Origin of the sequence: Microbacterium sp. NPDC055910 (genome assembly GCF_042271185.1) — a bacterium.
GTDB lineage: Bacteria > Actinomycetota > Actinomycetes > Actinomycetales > Microbacteriaceae > Microbacterium.
Window position 1 is genome coordinate 23,924 of sequence record NZ_JBHJZS010000004.1, and the last position, 24,421, is coordinate 48,344.

Annotated in this window: 19 protein-coding genes and 1 pseudogene; 9 read left to right on the forward strand and 11 right to left on the reverse strand. The window is 70.6% G+C overall.

Annotated elements, in window-relative coordinates; all coding sequences use genetic code 11:
• The first annotated feature begins 52 nt into the window (after positions 1-52).
• The 8 genes from ACFC3F_RS03200 to ACFC3F_RS03235 all read left to right on the forward strand — a co-directional run bounded on the left by ACFC3F_RS03200 (position 53) and on the right by ACFC3F_RS03235 (position 9,252).
• Positions 53-1,177, forward strand: a complete 1,125-nt coding sequence (locus ACFC3F_RS03200) for a BMP family protein (RefSeq protein ID WP_376126585.1) — start codon at positions 53-55, stop codon at positions 1,175-1,177.
• A gap of 109 nt (positions 1,178-1,286) precedes the next feature.
• Entirely contained in the window at positions 1,287-2,801 is a 1,515-nt protein-coding gene (locus tag ACFC3F_RS03205) for an ABC transporter ATP-binding protein (protein WP_376126588.1), read from the forward strand.
• Positions 2,798-4,120: an ABC transporter permease gene (locus ACFC3F_RS03210; RefSeq protein ID WP_376126591.1), complete on the forward strand. Its 1,323-nt coding sequence runs from the start codon at positions 2,798-2,800 to the stop codon at positions 4,118-4,120. Before ACFC3F_RS03205 ends, ACFC3F_RS03210 begins: the two co-directional genes overlap by 4 nt.
• The gene (locus ACFC3F_RS03215; protein WP_376126593.1) at positions 4,117-5,400 is read left to right on the forward strand and encodes an ABC transporter permease; all 1,284 of its coding nucleotides are present in this window, start codon (positions 4,117-4,119) and stop codon (positions 5,398-5,400) included. Before ACFC3F_RS03210 ends, ACFC3F_RS03215 begins: the two co-directional genes overlap by 4 nt.
• A 7-nt stretch (positions 5,401-5,407) precedes the next feature.
• Positions 5,408-5,809 (forward strand): cytidine deaminase, encoded by a 402-nt coding sequence (locus ACFC3F_RS03220; RefSeq protein ID WP_376126596.1) that lies wholly within the window; start codon positions 5,408-5,410, stop codon positions 5,807-5,809.
• The gene (locus ACFC3F_RS03225; RefSeq protein WP_376126598.1) at positions 5,806-7,182 is read left to right on the forward strand and encodes a thymidine phosphorylase; all 1,377 of its coding nucleotides are present in this window, start codon (positions 5,806-5,808) and stop codon (positions 7,180-7,182) included. The genes ACFC3F_RS03220 and ACFC3F_RS03225 overlap by 4 nt, the downstream gene beginning before the upstream one ends.
• Before the next feature lie 56 nt (positions 7,183-7,238).
• The gene (locus ACFC3F_RS03230; protein WP_376126600.1) at positions 7,239-8,354 is read left to right on the forward strand and encodes an adenosine deaminase; all 1,116 of its coding nucleotides are present in this window, start codon (positions 7,239-7,241) and stop codon (positions 8,352-8,354) included.
• A gap of 112 nt (positions 8,355-8,466) precedes the next feature.
• On the forward strand, positions 8,467-9,252 hold the full coding sequence (locus tag ACFC3F_RS03235) for a glucosamine-6-phosphate deaminase (protein WP_376126603.1): 786 nt from the start codon (positions 8,467-8,469) through the stop codon (positions 9,250-9,252).
• A gap of 430 nt (positions 9,253-9,682) precedes the next feature.
• Here ACFC3F_RS03235 and ACFC3F_RS03240 read toward each other — a convergent pair whose 3' ends face one another.
• The 7 genes and pseudogenes from ACFC3F_RS03240 to ACFC3F_RS03270 form a co-directional block, all read right to left on the reverse strand.
• Complete coding sequence (locus ACFC3F_RS03240; RefSeq protein WP_376126606.1) at positions 9,683-10,417, reverse strand: TSUP family transporter; 735 nt, start codon at positions 10,415-10,417, stop codon at positions 9,683-9,685.
• 472 nt (positions 10,418-10,889) lie between these two features.
• On the reverse strand, positions 10,890-12,041 hold the full coding sequence (locus ACFC3F_RS03245) for a mannitol-1-phosphate 5-dehydrogenase (protein ID WP_376126821.1): 1,152 nt from the start codon (positions 12,039-12,041) through the stop codon (positions 10,890-10,892).
• Positions 12,041-12,478 carry a PTS sugar transporter subunit IIA gene (locus ACFC3F_RS03250; protein WP_376126608.1) on the reverse strand — a complete coding sequence of 146 codons (438 nt, stop codon included), beginning with the start codon at positions 12,476-12,478 and terminating at the stop codon, positions 12,041-12,043. Before ACFC3F_RS03250 ends, ACFC3F_RS03245 begins: the two co-directional genes overlap by 1 nt.
• A 93-nt stretch (positions 12,479-12,571) precedes the next feature.
• Complete coding sequence (locus tag ACFC3F_RS03255) at positions 12,572-14,185, reverse strand: PTS mannitol transporter subunit IICB (RefSeq protein ID WP_376126610.1); 1,614 nt, start codon at positions 14,183-14,185, stop codon at positions 12,572-12,574.
• Positions 14,182-15,855: a phosphoenolpyruvate--protein phosphotransferase gene (ptsP, locus tag ACFC3F_RS03260; protein WP_376126613.1), complete on the reverse strand. Its 1,674-nt coding sequence runs from the start codon at positions 15,853-15,855 to the stop codon at positions 14,182-14,184. The genes ACFC3F_RS03255 and ptsP overlap by 4 nt, the downstream gene beginning before the upstream one ends.
• Before the next feature lie 4 nt (positions 15,856-15,859).
• Complete coding sequence (locus tag ACFC3F_RS03265; RefSeq protein WP_376126824.1) at positions 15,860-16,135, reverse strand: HPr family phosphocarrier protein; 276 nt, start codon at positions 16,133-16,135, stop codon at positions 15,860-15,862.
• A gap of 195 nt (positions 16,136-16,330) precedes the next feature.
• Positions 16,331-16,513 (reverse strand): annotated as a pseudogene (locus ACFC3F_RS03270) (PTS sugar transporter subunit IIB); the annotation flags it as partial.
• Between the two features lie 131 nt (positions 16,514-16,644).
• Here ACFC3F_RS03270 and ACFC3F_RS03275 point away from each other — a divergent pair.
• A complete protein-coding gene (locus ACFC3F_RS03275; RefSeq protein WP_376126616.1) occupies positions 16,645-18,561 on the forward strand; it encodes a BglG family transcription antiterminator in 1,917 nt (638 codons plus the stop codon).
• Positions 18,562-18,910: 349 nt separating this feature from the next.
• Here the strand turns inward: ACFC3F_RS03275 and ACFC3F_RS03280 are convergent, their stop codons facing one another.
• From ACFC3F_RS03280 to ACFC3F_RS03295, 4 genes are all read right to left on the reverse strand, one after another.
• Positions 18,911-19,855: a hypothetical protein gene (locus ACFC3F_RS03280; protein WP_376126618.1), complete on the reverse strand. Its 945-nt coding sequence runs from the start codon at positions 19,853-19,855 to the stop codon at positions 18,911-18,913.
• Between the two features lie 170 nt (positions 19,856-20,025).
• Complete coding sequence (locus ACFC3F_RS03285; RefSeq protein WP_376126620.1) at positions 20,026-21,387, reverse strand: MFS transporter; 1,362 nt, start codon at positions 21,385-21,387, stop codon at positions 20,026-20,028.
• Positions 21,388-21,833: 446 nt separating this feature from the next.
• A complete protein-coding gene (locus ACFC3F_RS03290) occupies positions 21,834-23,549 on the reverse strand; it encodes a phospho-sugar mutase (RefSeq protein WP_376126826.1) in 1,716 nt (571 codons plus the stop codon).
• Between the two features lie 17 nt (positions 23,550-23,566).
• Positions 23,567-24,400, reverse strand: a complete 834-nt coding sequence (locus ACFC3F_RS03295; protein WP_376126623.1) for a purine-nucleoside phosphorylase — start codon at positions 24,398-24,400, stop codon at positions 23,567-23,569.
• Between the last annotated feature and the right edge of the window lie 21 nt (positions 24,401-24,421).

The window sequence follows — 24,421 nt, forward strand, 5'->3', positions numbered from 1 at the left end:
TAATCTTTACCGTCCCCGCGAGAGACGCGGGGCTAAGGATGTGGAGGCTGAGTTGACCATCTCACGCACCAAGAAGCTGGGCGGCCTCGCTGCAGCAGCCGGCATCGCCCTCGTCCTCGCCGGTTGCGGCGCCGCGCCCGAAGCCGGGGGAGACGGCACGGAAGCCCCCGAGGCCACCGAGGGCTTCACGCCCTGCCTCATCTCCGACGAAGGCGGCTGGAACGACAAGTCGTTCAACCAGTCGGCCAAGGAGGGCATGGACCGCGCCGCGGCCGAACTCGGCGTCGAGGCGATCGAGGTCGAGTCCAACTCCGCCAACGACTACGCCCCGAACCTCGAGAACCTCGTCGCGGAAGGCTGCACCTTCATCGTGTCCGTGGGCTTCAAGCTGTCGGCCGACACGATCGCCTCGGCGACGGCGAACCCCGACCTCGAGTACGCCATCATCGACGACTGGGCCGACGCGGACGGCGACGGCACGACCGACGCCCCCAACATCAAGCCCCTCCTGTTCGACACGGTCCAGGCCGCGTACCTCGGCGGCTACGCCGCAGCGGCGTGGTCGAACGCCGCGGGCGTCGACAAGGTCGGCACGTTCGGCGGCATCCCGATCCCGCCCGTCACGATCTTCATGGACGGCTTCGTCGACGGCGTCGAGAAGTACAACGAGGACAAGAGCGTCGATGTCGCGACCTTCGGGTGGGACGTCGCAGCGCAGGACGGCGCGTTCACGGGCGGCTTCGCCGCGAACGACGGCGCGAAGCAGACCGCTCAGGGCATCCTCGACCAGGGCGTCGATGTGATCCTGCCGGTCGGCGGCCCCGTCTATCAGAGCGCGGCAGCGGCCATCAGCGACGGCGGCGGCGACGTCGTCATGCTCGGTGTCGACTCCGACCTCGCGGTCGCCGACCCGAGCGTCGCCGACATGGTGCTCGTGTCGATCCTCAAGCGCATCGACCAGTCGGTGTACGACGCCACGATCCAGGCGGCAGCCGGCGACTTCGACGCCACCCCCTACGTGGGAACGCTCGAGAACGAGGGCGTGGGCCTGTCCGGCTTCGGCTCGTTCGAGTCGCAGCTGCCCGACGGCCTGCTCGACGAGCTCGACGCGCTGCGCGAGCAGATCATCTCGGGTGAGCTCGAGGTGACCTCGCCCGCGTCGCCCATCGGCGGCTGAGCGCACGCCAGTACCGCACAGCGGCCGGGTGGATGCTTCGTCCACCCGGCCGCTGTTCTTTCCGGGCGCTTCTTCCAGGCCGGCGGGACGACTAGATAAGGTGCACAGTATGAAGCTCGAACTCCGCGGCATCACCAAGCGGTTCGGCAGCCTCGTCGCGAACGACCACATCGATCTCGTGGTCGAGCCCGGCGAGATCCACGCGCTCCTCGGTGAGAACGGGGCCGGCAAGTCCACCCTGATGAACGTGCTGTACGGCCTCTATCAGGCCGACGAGGGCGAGATCCTGCTCGATGACGTCGTGCAGCACTTCCGGGGACCGGGCGACGCGATGGCGGCCGGCATCGGCATGGTCCACCAGCACTTCATGCTCATCCCCGTCTTCACCGTCGCCGAGAACGTCATGCTCGGACACGAGAACACCAACAGGGTCGGCGCGCTCGATCTGAACAAGGCTCGTCAGCACGTGCGCGACGTCGCCGCGCGTTTCGGGTTCGACGTCGATCCCGATGCGCTCGTGGGCGACCTGCCGGTCGGCGTCCAGCAGCGTGTCGAGCTCATCAAAGCTCTCTCGCGCGACGCGCGCGTACTCGTGTTCGACGAGCCCACGGCCGTGCTCACGCCGCAGGAGACCGACGAGCTCATGGCGATCATGCGGCAGCTGCGCGACGAGGGCACGTCGATCGTGTTCATCACCCACAAGCTGCGCGAAGTGCGCGCCGTCGCGGATCGCATCACCGTCATCCGCCTCGGCAAGGTCGTCGGCGAAGCGTCGCCGACGGCGACCAACGCCGAGCTCGCCTCGCTCATGGTCGGCCGCGCCGTCGAGCTCACGGTCCAGAAGGATCCGCCCCGGATCGGCGACGGCGGCCTGAACGTGCGGGATCTGCGGGTCGTGACGCCAGACGGCACCGTCGTCGTCGACGATGTGAGCTTCCACGCGCGGCCCGGCGAGATCCTCGCGATCGCCGGTGTGCAGGGCAACGGCCAGACCGAGCTGATCGAGGCCCTCGTGGGCCTGGCTCCCGGCGTGACCGGTTCGATCACCCTGAACGGCACGGAACTGGCGGGCAAGAGCGTGCGCGGCATCCTGGATCAGGGTGTGGGCTTCGTGCCCGAGGATCGCACGGAAGACGGCCTCGTCGGCACGTTCTCGGTCGCCGAGAACCTCATCCTCGACCGGTCGAGCGATCCCGAGTTCGTCTCGGCAGGCACGATCCGCCGGGGGGTGCTCGACGACTTCGCCCGCGCGCGCATCACCGAGTACGACATCCGCACCCAGGGCACCCACACTCCCGCCGGAACGCTCTCGGGCGGCAACCAGCAGAAGGTCGTCATCGCGCGCGAGATGAGCCGCGAGCTGTCGCTGCTGATCGCGGCACAGCCCACGCGCGGCGTCGACGTCGGCTCGATCGAGTTCATCCACCGGCGCATCGTCGAGACGAGGGATGCCGGGATCCCGGTCGTCGTCGTCTCGACCGAGCTCGACGAGGTCGCAGCCCTCGCCGACCGCATCGCGGTGATGTACCGCGGGCGCATCATCGGCATCGTGCCCGGTGACACACCGCGCGACGTGCTGGGGCTCATGATGGCGGGCGAGATGCCCGAGGGGGTGGCGGCATGACCGGTCAGACCCCGGGATCGGGCCCCGAGCAGCTCAAGGGGATGCCGGCGGAGCAGTTGCCCGCGGCATCCGGTCCTCTCACGGGAACCCCCGAGATCGAGCCGCCGCCGAGGCAGAACGTCTTCATCAAAGAGCTGCTGCGCGGCAGCGCCGTCACCACGATCCTCGCGATCGTCGTCGCGATGATCGTCGGCGGCATCCTCATGGCGGTCACGAACCGCGAGGTGCAGGCCACGGCCGGCTACTTCTTCGCCCGCCCCGGTGACATGCTCGCCGCGGTGTGGAACTCCGTGTACGGCGGGTACGAGGCGCTCTTCCGCGGATCGATCTACAACGCGCGCGCCGACGACTTCCTGACCGCGATCCGGCCGCTCACGAACACCCTCGGGTTCGCCGCGCCGCTCATCGCGGCGGGGCTCGGGGTCGCCCTGGCGTTCCGGGTCGGCCTGTTCAACATCGGCGGCCGCGGTCAGATCCTCATCGGTGCGGCGACGGCGGCGCTGCTGACCTTCCACCTCGACCTGCCGGCGGCCGTGCACATCCCGCTGACGCTCGCGGCGGGTATCGCCGGTGGCGCGATCTGGGGTGGCATCGTCGGCATCCTGAAGGCCAAGACGGGCGCGCACGAGGTCATCCTCACGATCATGCTCAACTACGTCGCGTTCTATCTCGTGACGTGGATGGTCCGCACGCCGGGCGTGCTGCAGCGCGCGGCCGGAGATCAGCCGATCTCGGACCCGACGCCGGTCACGGCCCAGTTCCCCGAACTGCTCGGGCCGCGGTTCCCGCTGCTGGACTGGGGCTTCGTCATCGTGATCGCCGCGACGGCGTTCGTGTGGTGGCTCGTCGAGCGGTCATCGCTCGGCTTCCGCCTGCGCGCCGTCGGCGAGAACCCGCACGCGGCGCTCGCATCGGGCATCTCGGTGCAGCGCATGTACATCTACGCGATGCTCTTCGCGGGCGGTCTCGCGGGCCTTGCCGGCATGAACCAGATCCAGGGGGCCGTGACGAGCGGCTTCGACGGTCTGATCGACGCGGGCATCGGCTTCGACGCCATCACGGTCGCCCTCCTCGGCCGCAGCCGTGCGTGGGGGGTCTTCGCCGCCGGCATCCTGTTCGGAGCGCTGAAGGCGGGCAGCTTCACGATGCAGGCCTCGCAGGGCATCCCCGTCGACATCGTGCTGGTCGTGCAGTCGCTCATCGTGCTGTTCATCGCGGCCCCGCCGCTGATCCGCACGATCTTCTTCCTCCCCAAGACCGACGCCGAAAAGGCCGCGAAGGCGAGAGCCAAGGCGGCCAAGAAGGCGGTGACGGCATGACCGCGACGACGCCGGATCTCGCCGGCGGCACGATCGAGCTCACCAGCGTGCGCGTGCGGCACCGGAAGTTCGCCATCACACTCGTGACCGTCACGGTGCTGCTCGGTCTGCTGTTCCTCCTCGTTCCCCGTGACGGGACGAGCACCTTCCGCCTCGGCGACCCGGGCTCGTCGATCGCGCTGCCCAACGTGGGCGTGCCGACGGCGGCGACGTGCTGGGGCGTGTTCGTCGTGCTCGTGCTGCTGACGCTCTGGTCGATCTGGGACGCCTACGGCTACCGGCGCTCGAGCGTGTGGCTGGCCATCGCCTACGGCGTGCTCGCCGTGTTCGCCTTCCTGACCTGGGCGTCGGCGGGCGGGCTCGTGCCCGTGACCGGGCTGCTGTTCGGCGCCGTGTCGCTCTCGGTGCCGCTCGTCTTCGGCGCCCTCGGCGGCGTCATCGGAGAGCGCGTCGGCGTCGTCAACGTCGCGATCGAGGCACAGCTGCTGCTCGGCGCGTTCAGCGCGGCTCTGCTGTCGAGCATGACCGGCAACCCCTTCGTGGGCCTGATCGGCGCGATGATCGGCGGCATGCTCGTCGCGGCCGTGCTCGGCGCCTTCGCCATCAAGTACCTCGTCGAGCAGGTCATCGTCGGCGTCGTGCTGAACGTGCTCGTGACGGGACTGACCGGGTTCCTGTACGGCGTCCTGCTCGTGCCGAACACCGCCGCGCTCAACACGCCGATCCGGTTCACACGCATCGAGATCCCGCTCCTCAGCGAGATCCCCATCATCGGACCGGTCCTGTTCAACCAGACGTTCATCGTCTACCTCATGTACGTCGTCGTCGCCCTCGTCGCGTGGGCCATGTACCGCACGCGGTGGGGACTGCGCCTGCGCGCGGTCGGCGAGCACCCGCAGGCGGCCGACACGGTCGGCATCAAGGTCAACCCGTCGCGGTTCTGGAACCTCACGCTCGCGGGCGCGATCGCCGGCATCGGCGGCGCGTACTTCACGCTCGTCTCGGTGCCGCAGTTCGGCAAGGAGATGACGGCGGGCCTGGGCTTCATCGCCCTCGCGGCCGTCATCTTCGGACGGTGGGATCCGATCCGCGCGACGCTCGCCGCGCTGCTGTTCGGATTCGCGACGAACCTGCAGAACCTGCTGACCGTGCTGAAGACCCCGATCCCGAGCGAGTTCATGCTCATGCTGCCCTACCTCGTGACGATCCTCGCGGTCGCCGGGTTCGCGGGACAGATCCGAGGCCCCGCCGCGGCGGGCAAACCGTACATCAAGGGATGAGACACACGTGACCGATATCGACTGGGACGAACTGCGCGCCGTCGCGACCGAGGCGATGCAGCGGGCCTACGCGCCCTACTCCCGCTACAAGGTGGGGGCGGCGGCGCTCGTGTCGGACGGCCGCATCGTGCAGGGATGCAACGTCGAGAACGCGTCGTACGGCGTGGGCCTGTGCGCCGAGTGCGGACTCGTGAGCGACTTGCAGATGTCCGGCGGCGGCCAGCTCGTCGCCTTCGTGTGCGTCAACGGCGAGGGCGAGACGATCATGCCGTGCGGACGCTGCCGGCAGCTGCTGTACGAATTCGCCCTTCCCGGGATGCTGCTGGAGACGGTGTCCGGCATCCGCACGATCGACGAAGTGCTGCCCGACGCGTTCGGCCCCCGCGACCTCGAGGCGGTGGCCCGATGACCCCCACCCCCGCGGTCCCTGAGGCTGTCGCCTCGGTCCCTGAGCCTGCCGCCTCGGTCCCTGAGCCTGTCGAAGGGTCGCGCCCCGCAGTCGAGGCGCACGACGCGGTCGACGTCATCCGGGCCAAGCGCGACGGCGGCGCTGTGCCCGAAGACGCGCTGCGCTGGATGGTCGACGCGTACACGCGCGGCTACGTCGCCGATGCGCAGATGGCGTCGTTCGCGATGGCGATCCTGCTCAACGGCATGACGCGCGACGAGATCCGCGTGCTCACCGACGCCATGATCGACTCCGGTGAGCGCATGAGCTTCGCGGGCCTCGGAAAGCCCACGGTCGACAAGCACTCGACGGGCGGTGTCGGCGACAAGATCACGCTGCCGCTCGCTCCGCTCGTGGCGTCGTTCGGCGTCGCCGTCCCGCAGCTGTCCGGCCGCGGCCTCGGCCACACGGGCGGCACGCTCGACAAGCTCGAGTCCATTCCGGGATGGCGTGCGGCGCTCTCGAACGAAGAGATGCTCGCGCAGCTCGCCGACGTCGGCGCCGTCATCTGCGCCGCCGGGTCGGGTCTCGCCCCCGCCGACAAGAAGCTCTACGCGCTCCGCGATGTCACCGGCACGGTCGAGGCGATCCCGCTCATCGCGTCGAGCATCATGTCGAAGAAGATCGCCGAGGGCACCGATTCGCTCGTGCTCGACGTCAAGTTCGGCTCGGGCGCGTTCATGCGCGACGTCGATCGGGCGCGCGAGCTCGCCCGCACGATGGTCGCGCTCGGCACCGACTCGGGCGTTGCGACGACGGCGCTGCTGACCGACATGAACACGCCCCTCGGCCTCGCGATCGGCAACGCCAACGAAGTGCGCGAATCGGTCGAGGTGCTCGCCGGCGGCGGTCCCGCCGATGTCGTCGAGCTCACGGTGGCGCTCGCGCGCGAGATGCTCGCCCTCGCCGGACAGCCCGACGCCGACGTCGAGCGGGCGCTGCAGGACGGCCGTGCGATGGACACGTGGCGCGCCATGATCCGCGCACAGGACGGCGATCCGGATGCCGCGCTGCCGCAGCCGAACGAGACGCACACCGTCACCGCTCCCGAGGCCGGCTTCGTCGCGCGCATCGAGGCGCTGCCGTTCGGGATCGCCGCGTGGCGGCTCGGCGCCGGTCGCGCGCGCGCCGAGGACCCCGTGCTGCACGCGGCGGGCATCGACCTGCACGTCAAGCCCGGCGATGAGGTCGCCGCCGGCCAGCCCCTCTTCACGCTGCTGGGCCACGACGCGTCGCGCTTCGACCGCGCGCTCGAAGCCGTCGACGGAGCCTGGCAGATCGCGCTCGAACCCCCCGCGCGCACGCCGCTCGTCTTCGAGCGCATCACGGCGTGAGCCACCGGCATCCCGATCCGAACCGAACCCGCCGCACGACCCGAGGAGTCCACGCCATGCCCATCGACCAGAACGGCGACGCCGTCGTCCAGGGCGTCTCGATCCGCCGCCTGCCGAAGGTGTCGCTGCACGACCACCTCGACGGGGGCGTCCGGGCCGCGACGATCGTCGACCTCGCCGATGAGCACGGGATCGACGTGCCCGAGACCGACGCCGGCGATCTCGCGGAGTGGTTCGCCGCGCGCAGTGAGGCCGGTTCGCTCGTGGAGTACCTCAAGATGTTCGAGGTGACGACCGCGGTCATGCAGACGCGCGAAGGGCTGACCCGCGTCGCGCGGGAGTTCGTCGAGGACCTCGCCTCGGACGGCGTCGTGTACGGCGAGATGCGCTGGGCGCCCGAGCAGCACCTCGCCCGTGGGCTCACGCCCGACGAGGCCGTGTCTGCCGTGCAGGAGGGCATCGAAGAGGGTGAGGATGCCGCCGAGGGCCGCGGTCACGACATCCGCGTCGGCCAGCTGCTCAGCGCGATGCGCCAGAACGACCGTTCGCTCGAGACCGCCGAACTCGCGGTGCGCTGGCGCGAGCGCGGAGTCGTCGGCTTCGACATGGCCGGCCCCGAAGACGGCTACCCGGCATCGGGCCACCGCGCCGCGTTCGACTATCTCGCGGGGGAGTTCTTCCCTGTCACGGTGCACGCGGGCGAAGCGGCAGGTCTCGACTCGATCCGCGGTGCGCTGCTCGACGGACGGGCGCTGCGGCTCGGCCACGGCGTGCGGATCGCCGAAGACCTCGAGCTCGTCTCGAGCGAGGGCGACGAGGTGTTCGTGCGCTTCGGCGACCTCGCGCGCTGGGTGCGCGATCGCGAGATCCCGCTCGAACTGTCCCCGTCGTCGAACCTGCAGACGGGGGCGAGCGCGGCGTGGGGCCGCAGCCTCGAGGACCACCCGTTCGATCTGCTCTACCAGCTCGGCTTCGCCGTGACGGTCAACGTCGACAACCGCACGATGAGCGGCACGTCGCTCACGCGCGAGCTCGCGCACCTCGTAGAGACCTTCGAGTACTCCCTCGAAGACGTCGAGGCTTTCCAGCTGAACGCCGCCGCGGCGGCCTTCCTCGCCGTCGAAGAGCGCGAGGAGCTCATCGAGATCATCGGCGAGGGCTTCAGCCGCTGACCGGCCCGCGGCATCCGCTCTTCGGGTTTCGAGGCGGTCTGTCGCGGATGGTGCGGGCTTCGGCCCGAGAGGACGACCGGGCGTGTGGCGCGCCCTCACATGGAGATTTGACATGGCTGAGGTACTCATCGTCCCGTCGCAGCAGCACGCGGGCGAGATCGTCGCGCGCGCGATCGCGGACCTGATCGCGTCGAAGCCCGACGCCGTGCTGGGGCTCGCGACGGGCTCCACGCCGCTGGCCGTCTACGGGGCGCTGGCACGGATCATCGCCGAGGAGGGCATCGACGTCACCCGGGTGCGCGGTTTCGCGCTGGACGAGTACGTCGGATTGCCGCCAGGGCATCCCGAGAGCTACCGCGCCGTCATCACGCGCGAGGTCGTCGGGCCGCTCGGCCTGACTCCCGAGCTCGTCGTCGTGCCGGGGGACGGTGCGTCCAGCACCCAGGCGGCGGGGCACGAGTACGACGCCGCGATCGCGGCGGCCGGGGGCGTCGACGTGCAGATCCTCGGCATCGGGCGCACGGGGCACATCGGCTTCAACGAGCCGGGCAGCTCGCTGGCATCCCGCACCCGCATCAAGACGCTGACAGCGGCGACGCGCGCCGACAATGCGCGCTTCTTCGACTCGCCCGACGACGTGCCCCTTCATTGCATCACGCAGGGCATCGGCACGATCCTCGATGCGCGGCACCTGTTCCTGCTCGCGTTCGGCGAGGCGAAGGCCGAGGCGGTCGCCGGTGCCGTCGAGGGCCCCGTGTCGGCGAGCAACCCCGCCTCTGCCGTGCAGGTGCACGGTCACACGACGATCATCGTCGACGAGGCCGCCGCGGCCGGGTTGCGCTTCGCCGAGTACTACCGCTCCGCGTGGGCGAACAAGCCCGCCTGGCAGGGCCTCTGACGGGGCTCGGTCGTCGCGTCGGGCTCGTCGGGCTCGTCCGTCCGCCCGCGCTTATCCGTCCGCCCGTGCTCTCGCCGCGCTTGCCGTCCGCCCGTGCTCTCGCCGCGCTCGCCGTCCGCCCGTTGACTTGCGCCCTGTGCGCGGGACACGCCTGGCGCGTCGCGCATTGGGCGCAAGTCGCGCGAGGAGGCCGCGCTCTCGCCGCGCTCGCCGCGCTCGCCGCGCTCGCCGCGCTCGCCGCTCTCGCTCTCGCCGCTCTCGCCGCTCTCGCTCTCGCCGCTCTCGCTCTCGCCGCTCTCGCTCTCGCCGCTCTCGCTCTCGCCGCTCTCGCCGCGCTCGTCCGTCCTCCTGTTGACTTGCGCCCTGTGCGCGCGACACGCCTGGCGCGTCGCGCATTGGGCGCAAGTCGCGCGAGGAAGGGTGGGTGCTGTCAGCCGGGCATCCCGCTCATGAGCGACAGCACCCCGCGAACCAGTACGACCGTCGCGCCCGCCCAGGCGATCGCGAGCATCGCGATCCGCGCGGGGCGCGGCGGCACGAAGCGCGTGAGCACGGTGCCCGCCAGGATGCCGGCGACCGTCGCCACGACGAGCAGCCCGACCTCGGAAAGAGGAGAGACCGGGATGCCGCGGAGCATGACGGAAACAGCGCTGAACGCGACGAAGACGACCTGCACGCTCGCCGAGAAGCTGCGCTGGGGCCATTTGTCGCCGACGGCGTAGGCGGCCAGGGCGGGACCGGACAGCCCGCTCGCGACGTGCATGAAACCGCCCGCGGCTCCTGCGACGGCGGCGCCGCTGCGGCCGCGCAGCGATGCCGACAGCGCGGGGATCCATCCCGCGATGAGGGCGAAGTACGCCATCGCCGCGATGAGCAGGAGCAGAGCCGGCTCAGGGAGCGCCAGGACGAGGAAGGCCCCGAGCGGAGCCATGAGAAGGCCCGGCCAGATGAGCCACCACGTGCGTCGCCACTGCACCTGCCGCCACACGATCGGCACGGCGCTGAGGGATGCCACGAGCGCGAGCAGCACGCCGATCGTGACGCCTTCGACCGGGCCGTAGACGAGCACGATGGGACCGATGAGCACGAGGACGAACCCCAGCCCCGTGATGCGTTGGATGACGGCGGCGACGAATGCCGCGGCGCACGCGAGGACGAAGGTCACGGCGGAGAAGTCTACGTTCCGCGGGTGACCGCTTCGCGCCGCTCCGCGCCCGTCCCTCGGCCGTCGTCCCGCCGGTACCTCGGCCCTCCTCCCGCCGGTGCCTCGGCCCTCCTCCCGCCGACTTGCGCCTTGTGCGCGAAACGCCCGGCGTGTCGCGTGCACAGGCCGCAAGTGGCGCCCTGTGGGGTGCGCCGAGGTGGTAGCGCCCTGTGGCGTCCGCCGTTGTCGCTAGCGCCTTGTGGCGTGCGCGGTGGTGGCGTGCGTCTTCCCGCCGACTTGCGCCTTGTGCGCGAAGCGCGCGGCGTGCCGCGCGCAGAGGGCGCAAGTCAACGGGAAACGTCAACGGGAAAAGTCAACGGGAAAAGTCAACGGGAAACGTCAACGGGAAACGGAAACGGGAAACGGAAGCGGGGGAGGGCGCGCGACAGCGCGCGCGGGGGGACCGTGCGGGCCCGCGCGAGGAGAGAGCGGGTCAGGTGAGGTCGGCCTGGCGCGCCGCGACGACCTCCTGCACGCGCGCGAAGAGCGGATGCTGCGGCTCGAGGCCCGTGACCGACGCGGTGACGGTCGCGGCATCCTGCTCGCGCAGCCGGCGCTGCAGATCGACCGACTGCGCGTCTTCGGCATCGTCGAACTCGAGCGCCGCCCCCATCGCGGCGACCAGCGCGTCGACGGCGAGACCGCGCTCGGCGGCCTCGGCCGCCGGTCCCACGAACCGCTCGTGCCGGGACAGCTTGCGCAGCGGCTGGCGGCCGACGCGCCACACGGTGTCGGGCAGGGCGGGGTTGCGGAACCGCCCGAGGATCGTCGCACGGTACTGGGCCTGCACCGCCGGATCGAGGCCGTGCTTGTCGACCAGGAGCGCCGACGTCTCTTCGAGCGCCGCTTCGACCTTCGCGGCGATCCCGGGGTCGGCCAGGGCGTCCGAGATCTTCTCGACCCCGGCCTGCGCGCCGAAGTACGCCGTCGTGGCGTGCCCGGTGTTGACCGTGAACAGCTTGCGCTCGATGTACGGCGTGAGGTCGTCGACGAAATGCGCCCCCGGGATGTCCGGCACGGCGTCACCGAACGGCGGACGCTCGATCGCCCACTCGAAGAACGGCTCGACCGTCACGTTGACGCCGGTGCCCGCGGCCTGTCCGGGGACGATGCGGTCGACCGCCGTGTTGGCGAACACGGCGCGGCCGGAGATGGCATCCCACGCGTCGCCCGCCTGCTCGCGGATCTCGTCGCGCAGGATGTCGGTCGCGTTGATCGCGTTCTCGCACGCCATGATCTGCAGCGGCGGCGACGACGGATCGCGCAGCGCGAGTCCGGACAGCACGAGCGGCGCGACGAATTTCAGCACGTTCGGCCCGACGGCCGTCGTGACGATGTTCGCACCGGCGATCTCCTCGATGACCTCGTCGGCGTGCTCCGCGCTGTTGACCGCACGGAACCCCGTCACGACGGTGTCCCGCCCGCCGTCGCCGGCCTCGTGCACGGTGTACTCCGAGACGGCGTTGATCGCGTCGACGAGCGGCGCGGCGACGTCGGAGAACACCAGCTCGTACCCCGCCTCGTGCATCAGCAGGCCGATGAAGCCGCGCCCGATGTTGCCCGCTCCGAAGTGGACGGCCTTCATCACACGCCCGCCGCCGACACGAGGGCGTAGAGCTCCTCGGGTGTCTGCGCGGCCCGGAGCTTGGCGACGTCGTCCTCTTCGGAGAACAGGATCGCGATCTGCGACAGGATCTCGAGGTGCTCGTCGCCCTTGCCGGCGATGCCCACGACGAACGTCACGGGCTCGCCGCCCCAGTCGACGCCACCGTCGTAGCGCACGACCGACAGGGCCGAATCGAGGATCTCGTCCTTCGTCTCGTTCGTGCCGTGCGGGATCGCGAGCTCGTTGCCCATGTAGGTCGACACCGTCTGCTCGCGCTGCTGCATCGCGTCGAAGTAGGCGCCGGTGACGGCACCCGCCGACTCGAGGATGTCGGCGGCTTCCTTCATCGCCTCTTCGCGCGTCGCGCTGCCGGTGTGGATCCTGACCTGGCCGAGGCTCAGTACGTCACGTGCCATTTCGCTTGCCCTTCTTCGATTGACGGATGCCGCGCGCCGAGGCTGCAGGACCGGGGGCATCGCGCCGGCCCGATCCTGCAGCGGTCTCAGCGGTTACTCCCCATCCTGATGCTGGTCGCGCACCAGGTCCACGACTTCGTCGTACTTGGGGGAGTTCATGAAGTTGTCGACCGACACGTGCATCGCGTCCGGCACCTGCTTGCGCGCACGCTCGGTCAGCTGGTTCTGCGTGATGACGAGGTCGGCGCTGTCGTCGAGGTTCGCGATCGCCTTGTTGACGACGGTGATGCCCTCGACCCCGGCCTTCTTCATCTTGTTGCGCAGTACGCTCGCGCCCATCGCCGACGAGCCCATGCCCGCGTCGCATGCGAAGACGATGCTCGTGACCGGCTTCGTCGCGACGACGCCGCCATCGAGCTGTCCGCCCGTCTCGGCCTCGGTCTCGAGCTTGTCCACGGCTTCCTGCGCGTCGCGGATCGTCTCGGGGTCCTTGCCGTCCGATGCGCGCAGGGCATCGAGTGCGGCGGAGGACTTGCCCTTGTTCGCCGCCGTCTTGGACACCGCCGTCGAGAACTGGTCCGCCTCGGCGAGCAGGTCCCGCTTGCGCGACGCCCGCAGGATGACGGATGCCACGAGGAAGGTGACCGTCGCTGCCAGCAGCACGGACAGCAGCACGACGAGCAGGTTCGGCACGCCCGCACCGACGGCGGCCGCGCTGACGGCGAAGATGCTGCCCGGTGCGGCTGGGAAGACCAACCCGCCGCCGAGGAGCATGTTCGTCGTGACACCCGTGGCACCGCCGGCGATGAGCGCCAGGATGAGGGTCGGCTTCATCAGGGCGTACGGGAAGTACACCTCGTGGATGCCACCGGCGAACTGGATGATCGCCGCACCGGGCGCCGAGGCACGAGCCGCGCCCAGGCCGAAGAACGCGAAGGCCAGCAGCAGTCCGAGTCCCGGACCGGGATTGGCCTCGAGCAGGAACAGGATCGACTTGCCGTCGGCTTCGGACTCGGTGATGCCGAGCGGGGTGAGCACGCCGTGGTTGATGGCGTTGTTGAGGAACAGCACCTTCGCCGGTTCGATCAGGATGCTCGTGAGCGGCAGCAGGTTCAGTTCGACGAGCCAGTTGACCGCATTGCTCAGCACCGTCATGAGGCCGTTGACCATCCACGCGATCGGGTAGAACCCGACGATGGCCATGACGAAGCCCCAGATGCCCGCGGAGAACATGTTGACGAGCATCTCGAAGCCCGAGCGGATCTTGCCGTCCCACAGGCTGTCCAGCCAGCGCATCGTGAAGGCGGCGAGCGGCCCCATGATCATCGCGCCGATGAACATGTGCACCTGGCCGAGCTGGTTGTCGGCGGGAAGGTCGGCGTTGATCTGGGCGATCAGCAGGTCGGAGCCGGCGATCGCACCCATCGTCGCAATGATGCCGACGACGCCGCCGCGCTGCTTGTAGACGATGTAGCCGCCCGTGTAGCCGATGACCAGCGGCAGCAGGTAGTGGATGAACGGCCCGACGATCGTCGCCAGGTCGGCATTGGGGGTGAATCCCTTCTCGATGAAGAACATCGTGAAGATGCCCCACGCGATCAGGGCCGGGATGTTCGGCATGATCATGCCGGACAGGAACGTGCCGAAGCGCTGCACGCCTACGCGTGCGCCCCCGGCAGCCTTTGCAGGCGTCGACGCCGTTGTCATGACTGTGTCTCCTTCTTCCGGGTCGCGGCCGTCTGGGCCGCGGTTCGTGCGGATGCCGCGTCGCTTGCGGCGAGGGCGGATTCGGCGATGTCGCGGGCATCGTCCGACGTGTACTGCAGCAGCGCCGCGCGCACATCCGCGAGCGCGGTCGGAGCCATCGACAGCGATGTCGCGCCGAGACCGACGAGCACGACGGCCAGCAGCGGGTCGGCGGCGGCCTCGCCGCAGATCCCGACGGGCTTGCCGGTCATCCGGCCGGCGTCGCCGACCTCGCGGATGAGCCGCAGCACAGCCGGATGCCACGGGTCCTGGAACGCCGCGACCGAGCCGAGCAGGCGGTCGGCCGCCAGGGTGTACTGCGTCAGGTCGTTCGTGCCGATCGAGGCGAAGTCGGCGTGGGCGAGCACCCGGTCGGCCAGCAGCGCCGACGACGGCACCTCGACCATGACGCCCGCCGTCTTGATGCCGTAGTCGCGGGCGACGTCGACGAAGTACCGCGTCTCCTCGACGGTCGCGATCATGGGCGCCATGACCCACAGGTCGGCGTCGGTGGCGGCATCCGCTTCGGCCAGGGCGGTCAGCTGCTCGCGCAGGATGTCCTCGCTCGCGCGGAGCGCGCGGATGCCGCGCAGGCCGAGGGCGGGGTTGTCTTCGTGCGCGTCGTTGAGGAACGCGAGCGGCTTGTCGGCGCCCGCGTCGAGCACGCGGACGACGACCTTCTTGCCCGGGAAGCCCGCCAGGAGCTTCGTGTACGCCTCGCGCTGCTGCCCGACCGTCGGCGCCTGGTTCGAGCTCAGGAACAGGAACTCGGTGCGGAAGAGTCCCACGCCCTCGGCGCCGAGCGCGACGGCCTCGGCCGCGCCCTCGGGGTTGCCGAGGTTCGCGAGGAGTGGGATCGCGGTGCCGTCGGCGAGGGCTCCGTCGGTGATGGGGGCGGATGCCGCCGCGGCACGCGCGTCAGCTCGATGCTGCGCCCGCACGAGCTCGTCGCCGGTCGGATCCGTCGTGACGACGCCGGCGGCGGCATCCACGATCACCGTCTCGCCGTCGGCGAGGTCCTTCGCGCCCACGGCGCCGACGATCGCGACGATCGACTTCTCGCGGGCGAGGATCGCGGTGTGCGAGGTCGGTCCGCCCTCGGTCGTGATGAGGGCGAGCACCTTGTCGAGGTCGAGCAGGGCCGTGTCGGCCGGCGCGAGGTCTTTCGCCACGAGCACGAACGGATGCCCCGGGTCGGGCACACCCGGCGCGGGCACGCCGCGCAGCCGCGCGATGACGCGCTGCGCGACGTCGTCGAGGTCGGCGGCACGCTCGCCGAGGTAGCCGCCCATCGCGACGAGCTGGTCGCGGAACGACGCGAACGCGTCGTGCACGGCGAATTCGCTCGTCTTGCCGTCGGCGATCCGCGCGTCGATCTCGGACTCGAGCGTCGGGTCCTCCGCCATCATCGCCTGCGCCTCGAGCACGTCCTGCGCCGCGCCGCCCGCCTGCGCGCCGCGTGCCTCGAGCTCGCGCGCGACGGCCGCGACGGCTTCTCGTACGCGTGTCGTCTCTTCTTCGGTGCTGCGCTCGCTGGGGGCGTCGCTCGGCGCGGGTGACGGCTCCGCCATGCGCGCGACGATCCCCTGGGCGACGCCCAGCCCGATTCCCACTCCGCGAAGTTCTGCCATGGTCCTACTCCGCGTCGTGGTCGGTCGCGAGCAGCTCGGCGAGCCGATCGAGGGTGGATTCGGCGTTGTCGCCGTCGGCGGTGAGGGTGATGTAGTCGCCCTGTTCGATGCCCAGGGCGATGACGCCGAGGATGCTCGCGGCGTTGACCGGGCCCCCGGCATCCTTCGCGATCGTGATGGGGATCCCCGCGTCCTTCGCCGCTTGCGCGAACATCTTCGCCGGACGAGCGTGAAGTCCGTGCGACGACCCGATTCGGACCGTCCTGGTGATGGATGGCATGGTCTGTCTCTCTTCTCTCTCGTGCGGTGCGATGGGTGCGGGCAGCTGCCCGCGGTCGGAGACGTTCCCCCCGGAGTCTCCGACCGCGGCACGGACGATCTGCAGCGTGCGTGTGCCGTCGAGATCGGTGAAGATGTCCGACGGCAGCAGCACGACGGTGGTTCCGCGGTAGGCGGCATCCATCTCGATGCGATCGAGGTCGTGCTCGAGGTGCGGGCCCACGAGCACGACGTCGGCGGCGTCGAGATCGATCGGCAGCGATTGCTCGGTGCCCGCGAAGGCGGTGAAATCGAAGCCGCGGTCGTGTGCGGCGTGCCTCAGCCGTTGCGCGACGAAGGTGCTCGACGCACCCGCACCGCAGACCACGAGGATCCTCATCGACCCGCCCTCCCTGACGCCATTCTTGTGAAAACGCTGGGAAGCGACAACCACTCGTTCTTCCGCGGGGGCGGAAACGAGCCACGGGGCGCGTGGTTGACTGGGCGCGGACCGCCCATCGAAGGAGCACCGTGACCAGAGCGCGACAGGATCGCCTGCTCGGTCTGCTCGCGCGCGACGGCGAGTGGGCGACCGCCGCGAGCCTCGCCGATGCGCTCGGGGTCACCCCGCGCAGCATCCGTTCGTACGTCACGGCGCTCAACGCGCGCGTGCCCGTGGGCGCCGCCGTCGAATCGGGGCCGCACGGGTATCGCGCGGGACCGGATGCCGCAACCGCACTGCGCGCGACGGGTGGCGTCGACGCGCCCCGCGACCGGCTGCACACGCTCGTGCGGGCGCTGCTGGATTCATCGGACGGGATCGAGGTCTTCGCGACCGCCGACGCGCTGCACGTGAGCCCCGCGACCCTCGATGCCGACCTCGCGCGCGTGCGCGGACTGCTCGGCGGCACCGAGCTGACGCTCGAGCGCTCGGCGTCGCAGGCGCGACTGCGGGGCACCGAGATGGCGCAGCGGCGCCTGCTGTCGCGGCTCGCGCACGATGAGATGGAGGCGGGGTCGTTCGACCTCGAAGCCCTGCGGCGCACCCTCGGCGAGGGCTCCGTCGGCGCGCGCGCGTTCGGCCCGTTCAAGACCGAGCTCGTCACGCGGCTCGGCGCGCTGGGCTACTTCGTCAACGAGTTCGGCATCGCCGACGTCGTCATGCACATCGCGATCGCCGCCGACCGCGTCTCGCGCGACCGCGGACTCGAGGGCGGGGTGGGGGAGCGCCCCGCGCAGCAGGAGGTCGCGGACATCCTGGCGGCGCTGTCCGAACAGCACCTCGGCGTGACGCTCGGCGCGGGCGACGTGCAGCACCTCGCGACCCTCGTGCTCACGCGCGTCGTCGCGCCCGGTGCGGGTGAGCCGGGTGCGGAGGCGCGCTCGCGCCTCGAGCCCGAGGTCGAGGAAGCCGTGCGGGCGGTGGTCGAGGCTGCGGCATCCGAATTCCTCGTCGACATCGCGCACGAGGACTTCATCCTGCGGCTCGCGCTGCACGTGCAGAACCTGCGACACCGCGCGCGCGAGCAGGCGTGGTCGCGCAATCCGCTCACGCGGTCGCTGAAGTCGACGTATCCGATGATCTTCGAGGTCGCCGTCTACATCGCGTCGGGGCTGCACGAGCGCCTGGACATCCCGCTGCTCGACGACGAGATCGCCTACATCGCGATGCACGTCGGCGGGCGCCTCGAGCGCAGCCGCCGTGCCGATCAGCTGCTGACGGCGACGATCGTGTGCCCCGGCTATTACGAGCTGCACGAACTGCTGCGCTCGTCGGTGGACCGCTCCCTGGGGCAGGCGATCGAGGTCGTCGGCGTCGAGACGCGCGTCGACCCGGATTGGGCCTCGATCGACACCGACCTCGTGCTCACGACGATCGACTCGCCGGCCCTGGGGGACCGCGTCGTACGGATCCAGCCCTTCCTCACGGGCGCCGACGTCGAGCGCGTGCAGGCGGCCGCGGGGCGGATCCGGCGGGGGCGCCGGCTCGCCCGGCTGCGGGAGGAGCTGTCGCGGTACTTCTCGCCCGAGGCGTTCGTGCACGGGCTCGAGGGCGGGTCCTCGGACTCGGTGATCCGGCGGCTGGGGTCACTGCTCGTGCACCAGGGCGTCATCGACGACGACTACGTCGAGCGGGCGATCCAGCGCGAGGAGCTCTCGTCGACGGCGTTCACCGACGCACTCGCGGTACCCCACGCGCTGGGGATGACCGCGACGCGCACGGCGATCGCGATCGGCATCGCCGACCCGTCGATCCCGTGGGGCGAAGGCCGCGTGCAGGTCGTCGCCCTCGTGGCGTTCTCCGAGACCGACCGCGAGGCGTTCCAGACGGTGTTCGAGCAGTTCGTCGAGGTGTTCAGCGAGCGCGAGTCGGTGCAGCGCATCGTGCGCCGCAGCACCGACTTCGCCGCGTTCCTCGACGAGCTGGTCGCCGTCGTCGACGGGTGAGGGTGGGTTCGTCGGGTTGCTCGCGGTCGTGGGTGGGTGACCCTTCCTCGACGAGCCGGTCGCCGTCGTGGGTGGGTGGCCCTTCTTCGACGAGCTGGTCGCCGTCGTGTGCGGGTGACCCGCGCGTGCTTCGGGCTGTGAGGGCCCGCGCCCGCTCCTTTGCGTGGCCACTTCGGGTTTGGGGCGGGTTGTGGTGACGACACGCCGGGGTGTCCGGCGTGTCGCGGTGGGAATGCGCCCCAAACCCGCGCCCGGCGGCGCGCCCGGCGGCGCGGGCAGCCGAGGCCTCGCCTGCTCGCGTCCGCCGCGCTGTCCCCGACAGCGCGCCGACGGATGCCGCGACTCGAGCTCAGCGCGGAGGATGAACGCCGAACGAAGCGAGCCGCGACCCGAGCTTCGGGGCCGAGCCGATGTGTGGCCAGCCCCAGCGCACGAAGGGACACTGCCGGATGCCGCGGATCCAGTCCTCGCGTTGCTTCTCCTCTTCGAGGACCTCGGCGGGGTTCCGGCCGAGAGTGAAACGCCCATCGACATACTTGATCCGCCCGTCGAACTCTCCGAGGGCATTCACATCATCGAGACCGAAGTCGACGTAGTAGGTGCTGTCGCTGTGCGGTCCAGGTATCGCCACCTGCAGATCGGGAACGGCGAATCCGAGTTCGACGAGTCGAATGCGGCTGACGCTCTCGCCGGGGCGCTGAGCGCGCGGATCAGCGAAGCGCAGAACGCGTTCGGCGCGCGATTGCCCGTGCGCGCTGCGGCGGAACGTTTCGCGGATGAGCGTGCGGGCCTCGGCTTCAGCGAGTGGGTCCTCGGCGACCGCCAGTCGCAGCGCGGCGTCCGTGACGGTCACCGCGGCTTCGAACGATGCGGTGCGTGCCACGTCCGCCACGGTCCGCACCAGCGAAGTACATCGCAACTCTCCGACCTCGACGATCTCGTCGTCGCGCAGATCACCGCGATGGCGCACGACATCGCGGGCCGCACCCGGTCGCTCGGACGGCGCGATCACGTGCACGCGCGTTGCATCCGGTGAGTACAGCGGAAGACCGTGCATCGCCGCAGCCGTCTCATGCGAAAAGACGGGCGGACGCTTCGAGGTCAGCGCGAGAGCACGGGCTCGCATCAGGATCCGTTGCTCGGGCCACGCGGCATCCCATTGCTCAGTAAAAGTGAAGACCCCGCTGCGCACGCGCATGATGATGTCGTCCTGCAGCAGGTCTCGGCGCCGCGCGGGCCCGAATCCTTGGGCTGCGAGTTCGTCGGATCGCATCAGTGCGATGTCTTCGTCCACCGCATCAGCATGCGCGAACTCGCGTCCGTCTCTGATCCCCTGTGGATAACCGGATGCCGCACCGCGGCGGCGCTCCCCGGTTTGGGGCGCATCCCGGTCGTGACGCGCCGCCGTCGTCGGCATGTCGCGGAGAGAATCCGCCCCGAACCCCGGGGTGGAACGGGACGAGCTCAGCCCTCGTCGTCGTGCATGGCGGCGTCGACAGCGGCGGCCCCCGCGGCGGGAGAGCCGGCGCCGGCCGCTTGGCGTGCGGCCTGGATGGCCCGCTGCCCCGCGGGCAGGCCGATCGCGAGCCCGATCACGATGAAGGTCAGTACGCCCGCGACGACGAGCAGCGTCTCGATCGGCATGATGTCGGCCAGGGGGCCGAACACGACCATGCCGAGCGGCATCGCCACGGCCATGACGATGCCGACGAACCCGAATACGCGGCCTTGACGCTCCGGCTCGACGGTCTCTTGCAGCAGCGTCATGGACGGGGTCGAGAAGAACGGCACGGCGAGTCCGACGAGGAACATGAAGCCGAAGAACAGCCAGATGTTGAACGACAGGCCGAGTCCGATCGACAGCGCCCCGAAGACGAGCGACGAGACGACGATCATCCCGATCCGACTGCGGTGGGCGAAGAACGAGGCGACGACGATGCCGCCCAGCACCATCCCCACGCTGAACGACACTTCGAGGATCGCGAGGTTGACGACGTCCTGCGCTTCGCCCGCGGGGAACGAGCGCACGAGCATGAGCGGCGTGAGGTTGGAGGGAGCGACGGTGAGCAGGAAGATGATCGCGAAGACGATGAGCAGCCAGCGCACGAAGGCGTGATGCGCGATGTAGCGCACGCCGTCGGCGAGATCGGCGAAGTATCCGGTGTTCGCGTCGGCGGCGCGGCGCACGGCCTTCACCGGGATGAACGCGAGCAGCCCGATGCCGAGGGCGGCCGTCACGACGTCGATGAAGAAGATCGGGATGAGCGATGCCGCCGTGCCTCCGTAGACGACCGACGCCCACGCGTACAGCGCGCCGCCGACCGCCGGGGCGAGCAGCGCCATCGCCGACTGGATCGACCCGTTGATGCCGTTCACCCGCATCAGGTTGCGCATCGGCACGATCTGGGGGATCAGCGCCGACACGGCCGGCGTCTGGATGCCGGCGCCCGCCGAACGGATCGCCATCGTGAGGAAGATCAGCCACACCGCGTCGTAGCCGCTCAACATGATGAGGGCGAGCGCGAGCGTCGACAGGGCGATGGCGCCGTCGGCGCCCATGATGAGGAACTTGCGGTTGTGACGGTCGGCCCAGACGCCGCCGAAGATCGACACGACCGCCTGCGGCAGAAAGCCGAACACCGCCGCGAGGGTCATGATGAGCCCGGACTGGTATGTGATCGTCAGGTACCAGAAGACGGTGTACTGCACGAGCATCGAGCCGAACAGGCTGAAGGTCTGCCCGCCGAGGAACAGGATGACGTTGCGCAGCCAGCGTGGATGATCGGATGCCGCGGGCGCGTCCGACGTCGTCATGTCGTCGCTCATCCGGTGCCTCCTCGTCGCAGCCTCGCGTGCAGACCGGGTGGCACGATAACACGCACTCCGGACACGCAGCATCCGCTTTTGGCCGCGAGACTGCACCCGACCGCCGAGACTGCGGTTGAACCCCACAGTCTCGGCGCGCCGTTGCGGTCTCGCGGTCAAAGTGGGCCGCGCGGGGTGGGCCGTGCCGGCATCCGCTCTTCGCCCATCCAAGGTCGTCGCGGCCCGAGCCCCTCCGTTGACTTGCGGCGTTTGTCGCTCGCGCCCGGCGTGTCGTCGGCATTGGGCGCAAGTCGACGAAGGGGGAGTGCGCCGACGGGCGCCCAGAAGCCCGCGCGAACGCCGACGGGCGCGCCGGAGTCCGCGCTGACGCCGACGGGCGCGCAGGCGCCCGCGCTGACGCCGGCGGGCGCGCGGCGCGCGGCGCGCAGCGCCCAGAACCCGCGCGATCAGTCGAGGGCGTCGAGCAGGGTGCGCGCGCCCGCGGCGAGGGCCGCGATGCGGGCCCGCGCGTCGTCGGGCGAATCGCCGCGCACGTCGAGGTAGAGCTTGAGCTTGGGCTCGGTGCCGCTCGGGCGCACGAGCACGCGCGAGCCGTCGGTCAGCCACAGGCGCAGCACGTCGCCCGGGGGCAGTCCGTCCACGCCCGCGAGCAGGTCGTCGATGCGCTCCACGGCGACGTCGCCGATCGCGGCCGGATGCTCCGTCCGCAGCGCGCCCATGATGCGCGCGATCGTGGACACGTCGTCCACGCGCACGGCGATCTGGTCGCTCGCGAACGACCCGAAGGTCGCGTCGAACTCGTCGAGCAGGTCGACCAGCGAGCGACCCTCCTCGCGCGCGTCGGTCGCGAGCCCCAGGATCGCGACGGCGGCCGAGATGCCGTCCTTGTCGCGCACCGTCTCGGGGTTGACGAGGTACCCGAGCGCCTCCTCGAACCCGAAGACCATGCCCGGCGCGCGCGAGATCCACTTGAACCCCGTCAGGGTCGCGTGAAAGTCGAGCCCGTAGTGCTCGGCGACCGCCGCGAGCCCGGGCGACGACACGAGCGAGCAGGCGAGGGATGCACCGTCGGTGCCCGCCGCGAGCCGCGCGGCGCGCCACCCCAGCAGCAGTCCGACCTGGTTCCCGCTCAAGCGCCGCCAGCCGCCTTCGGCCGCAGCATCCGGGATCGCGACCGCGAGTCGGTCGGCGTCGGGGTCGTTCGCGACCACGAGCTCGGCACCCGCAGCGCGGGCGGTCTCGAACGCGAGGTCCATCGCGCCGGGCTCTTCGGGGTTGGGGAACGACACGGTCGGGAACGCGCCGTCGGGCTCGGTCTGGGCCTCGACGAGCGTCGGCAGGGGGTATCCGGCATCGCCGAGGACGCGCGCGAAGGTCTGCCATCCGACGCCGTGCATCGCGGTGTACACCCACGAGAACCCGTCGGCGCCCGGCCCCGCGGGGGCGACCGCCGCCGTCGCGGCGACGTACTCGTCGATGACCGCCTCGGGCGCCGTCGCGTAGGCGAGCGAGCGGGGGATCGCGGCGAGATCGCCCTCGTCGGCGACGCGCTGGATGTGCGCGGCGATCTCGGCGTCGGCGGGCGCGACGATCTGCGACCCGCCGTCAGCACCGCCGAGGTACACCTTGTAGCCGTTGTCATCGGGCGGGTTGTGGGATGCCGTCACCATGACGCCCGCCGCCGCGTCGAAGTACCGCACGGCGAACGCCAGCACGGGGGTCGGCAGCAGCCGGGGCAGCAGGATGACCCGCAGACCGGCGCCGGCGAAGATCTCGGCGGAATCGCGCGCGAACACATCGGAATTGCGCCGCCCGTCGTAGCCGATGACGACCGTCGGCGTGTCGTCGGCGCCGGCCTTCTCGCGCAGGTACGCCGCGAACCCGGCGGCCGCCTGCCCCACGAGCACGCGGTTCATGCGGTTGCTGCCCGCGCCCAGCCGGCCGCGCAGACCCGCCGTGCCGAAGGCCAGGCGCGTCGAGAACCGGTCCGTGAGCGACGCCGCGGCGGCCGGGTCACCCTCGTCCGCGGCGGCCAGGAGCGCCCGCAGCTCGCCGCGGGTCTCGCCGTCGGGATCCTGCGCGAGCCAGGAGGCGGCACGCGCGCGGAGCGCGTCGTCGAGGCCGGGTGCGGCATCCGTCCCCGCCGCCTGTGAGGCGACCAGGTCGGGTTCCGCGCCGCTCACAGCGCCCCGACGATACGGGCCAGCAGCGACGAGATGACGGGTTCGGCCGCACGGCCGGCCTCGATGACCTCCTGATGGCTGAGCGGGGTGGTCTGGATGCCGGCCGCCATGTTCGTGATGAGCGAGAGGCCGAGGATCTCCATGCCCGCCTGCCGCGCCGCGATCGCCTCGAGCGCCGTCGACATGCCGACGATGTGTCCGCCGATCGTCTTGGCCATGCGCACTTCGGCGGGTGTCTCGTACTGCGGCCCGCCGAACTGGCAGTACACGCCCTCGTCGAGCGCCGGGTCGACCGAGAGCGCGAGGTCGCGCAGGCGCATCGAATACAGGTCGGTCAGGTCGATGAAGGTCGCCCCCTCGAGCGGCGAGGCGCCCGTGAGGTTGATGTGGTCGCTGATGAGCACGGGCTGGCCCGGGGTCCACGTGTGGCGGATGCCGCCCGCGCCGTTGGTGAGCACCATCGTGTGCGCGCCCGTCGCCGCCGCCGTGCGCACGCTGTGCACGACGCGGCGCACGCCGTGTCCCTCGTAGAAATGGGTGCGCGCGCCGATCACGAGCACGTTGCGGCCCTTCGCGGTGCGGACGCTGCGGAGGGTGCCCACGTGCCCCTCGAGTGCCGGCCTGCTGAAGCCCGTCACCTCGGTCGCGGGGAAGGTGGCCGTCGTCTCGCCGATGAGTTCGGCGGCCTTGCCCCAGCCGCTTCCGAGCGTCAGGGCGATGTCGTGCCGCTCGACGCCGGTGATCCGGGCGATGTCTGCGGCTGCCTCGGCGGCGACGGCGAACGGGTCGGCCGTCGGGTCGTCGAGGGGATTGGCGGTGGTCTCTGACATGCCCCCACTCTAGGAACGCGA

Bases quoted from the DNA above. Each gene is read 5' to 3' on its own strand.
- ACFC3F_RS03235 (WP_376126603.1), top strand. From the start codon at position 8,467: ATGGCTGAGGTACTCATCGTCCCGTCGCAGCAGCACGCGGGCGAGATC.
- ACFC3F_RS03250 (WP_376126608.1), bottom strand. From the start codon at position 12,478: ATGGCACGTGACGTACTGAGCCTCGGCCAGGTCAGGATCCACACCGGC.
- ACFC3F_RS03225 (WP_376126598.1), top strand. From the start codon at position 5,806: ATGACCCCCACCCCCGCGGTCCCTGAGGCTGTCGCCTCGGTCCCTGAG.
- ACFC3F_RS03295 (WP_376126623.1), bottom strand. From the start codon at position 24,400: ATGTCAGAGACCACCGCCAATCCCCTCGACGACCCGACGGCCGACCCG.
- ptsP (WP_376126613.1), bottom strand. From the start codon at position 15,855: ATGGCAGAACTTCGCGGAGTGGGAATCGGGCTGGGCGTCGCCCAGGGG.
- ACFC3F_RS03245 (WP_376126821.1), bottom strand. From the start codon at position 12,041: ATGAAGGCCGTCCACTTCGGAGCGGGCAACATCGGGCGCGGCTTCATC.
- ACFC3F_RS03230 (WP_376126600.1), top strand. From the start codon at position 7,239: ATGCCCATCGACCAGAACGGCGACGCCGTCGTCCAGGGCGTCTCGATC.
- ACFC3F_RS03265 (WP_376126824.1), bottom strand. From the start codon at position 16,135: ATGCCATCCATCACCAGGACGGTCCGAATCGGGTCGTCGCACGGACTT.
- ACFC3F_RS03205 (WP_376126588.1), top strand. From the start codon at position 1,287: ATGAAGCTCGAACTCCGCGGCATCACCAAGCGGTTCGGCAGCCTCGTC.
- ACFC3F_RS03285 (WP_376126620.1), bottom strand. From the start codon at position 21,387: ATGAGCGACGACATGACGACGTCGGACGCGCCCGCGGCATCCGATCAT.
- ACFC3F_RS03255 (WP_376126610.1), bottom strand. From the start codon at position 14,185: ATGACAACGGCGTCGACGCCTGCAAAGGCTGCCGGGGGCGCACGCGTA.
- ACFC3F_RS03215 (WP_376126593.1), top strand. From the start codon at position 4,117: ATGACCGCGACGACGCCGGATCTCGCCGGCGGCACGATCGAGCTCACC.
- ACFC3F_RS03210 (WP_376126591.1), top strand. From the start codon at position 2,798: ATGACCGGTCAGACCCCGGGATCGGGCCCCGAGCAGCTCAAGGGGATG.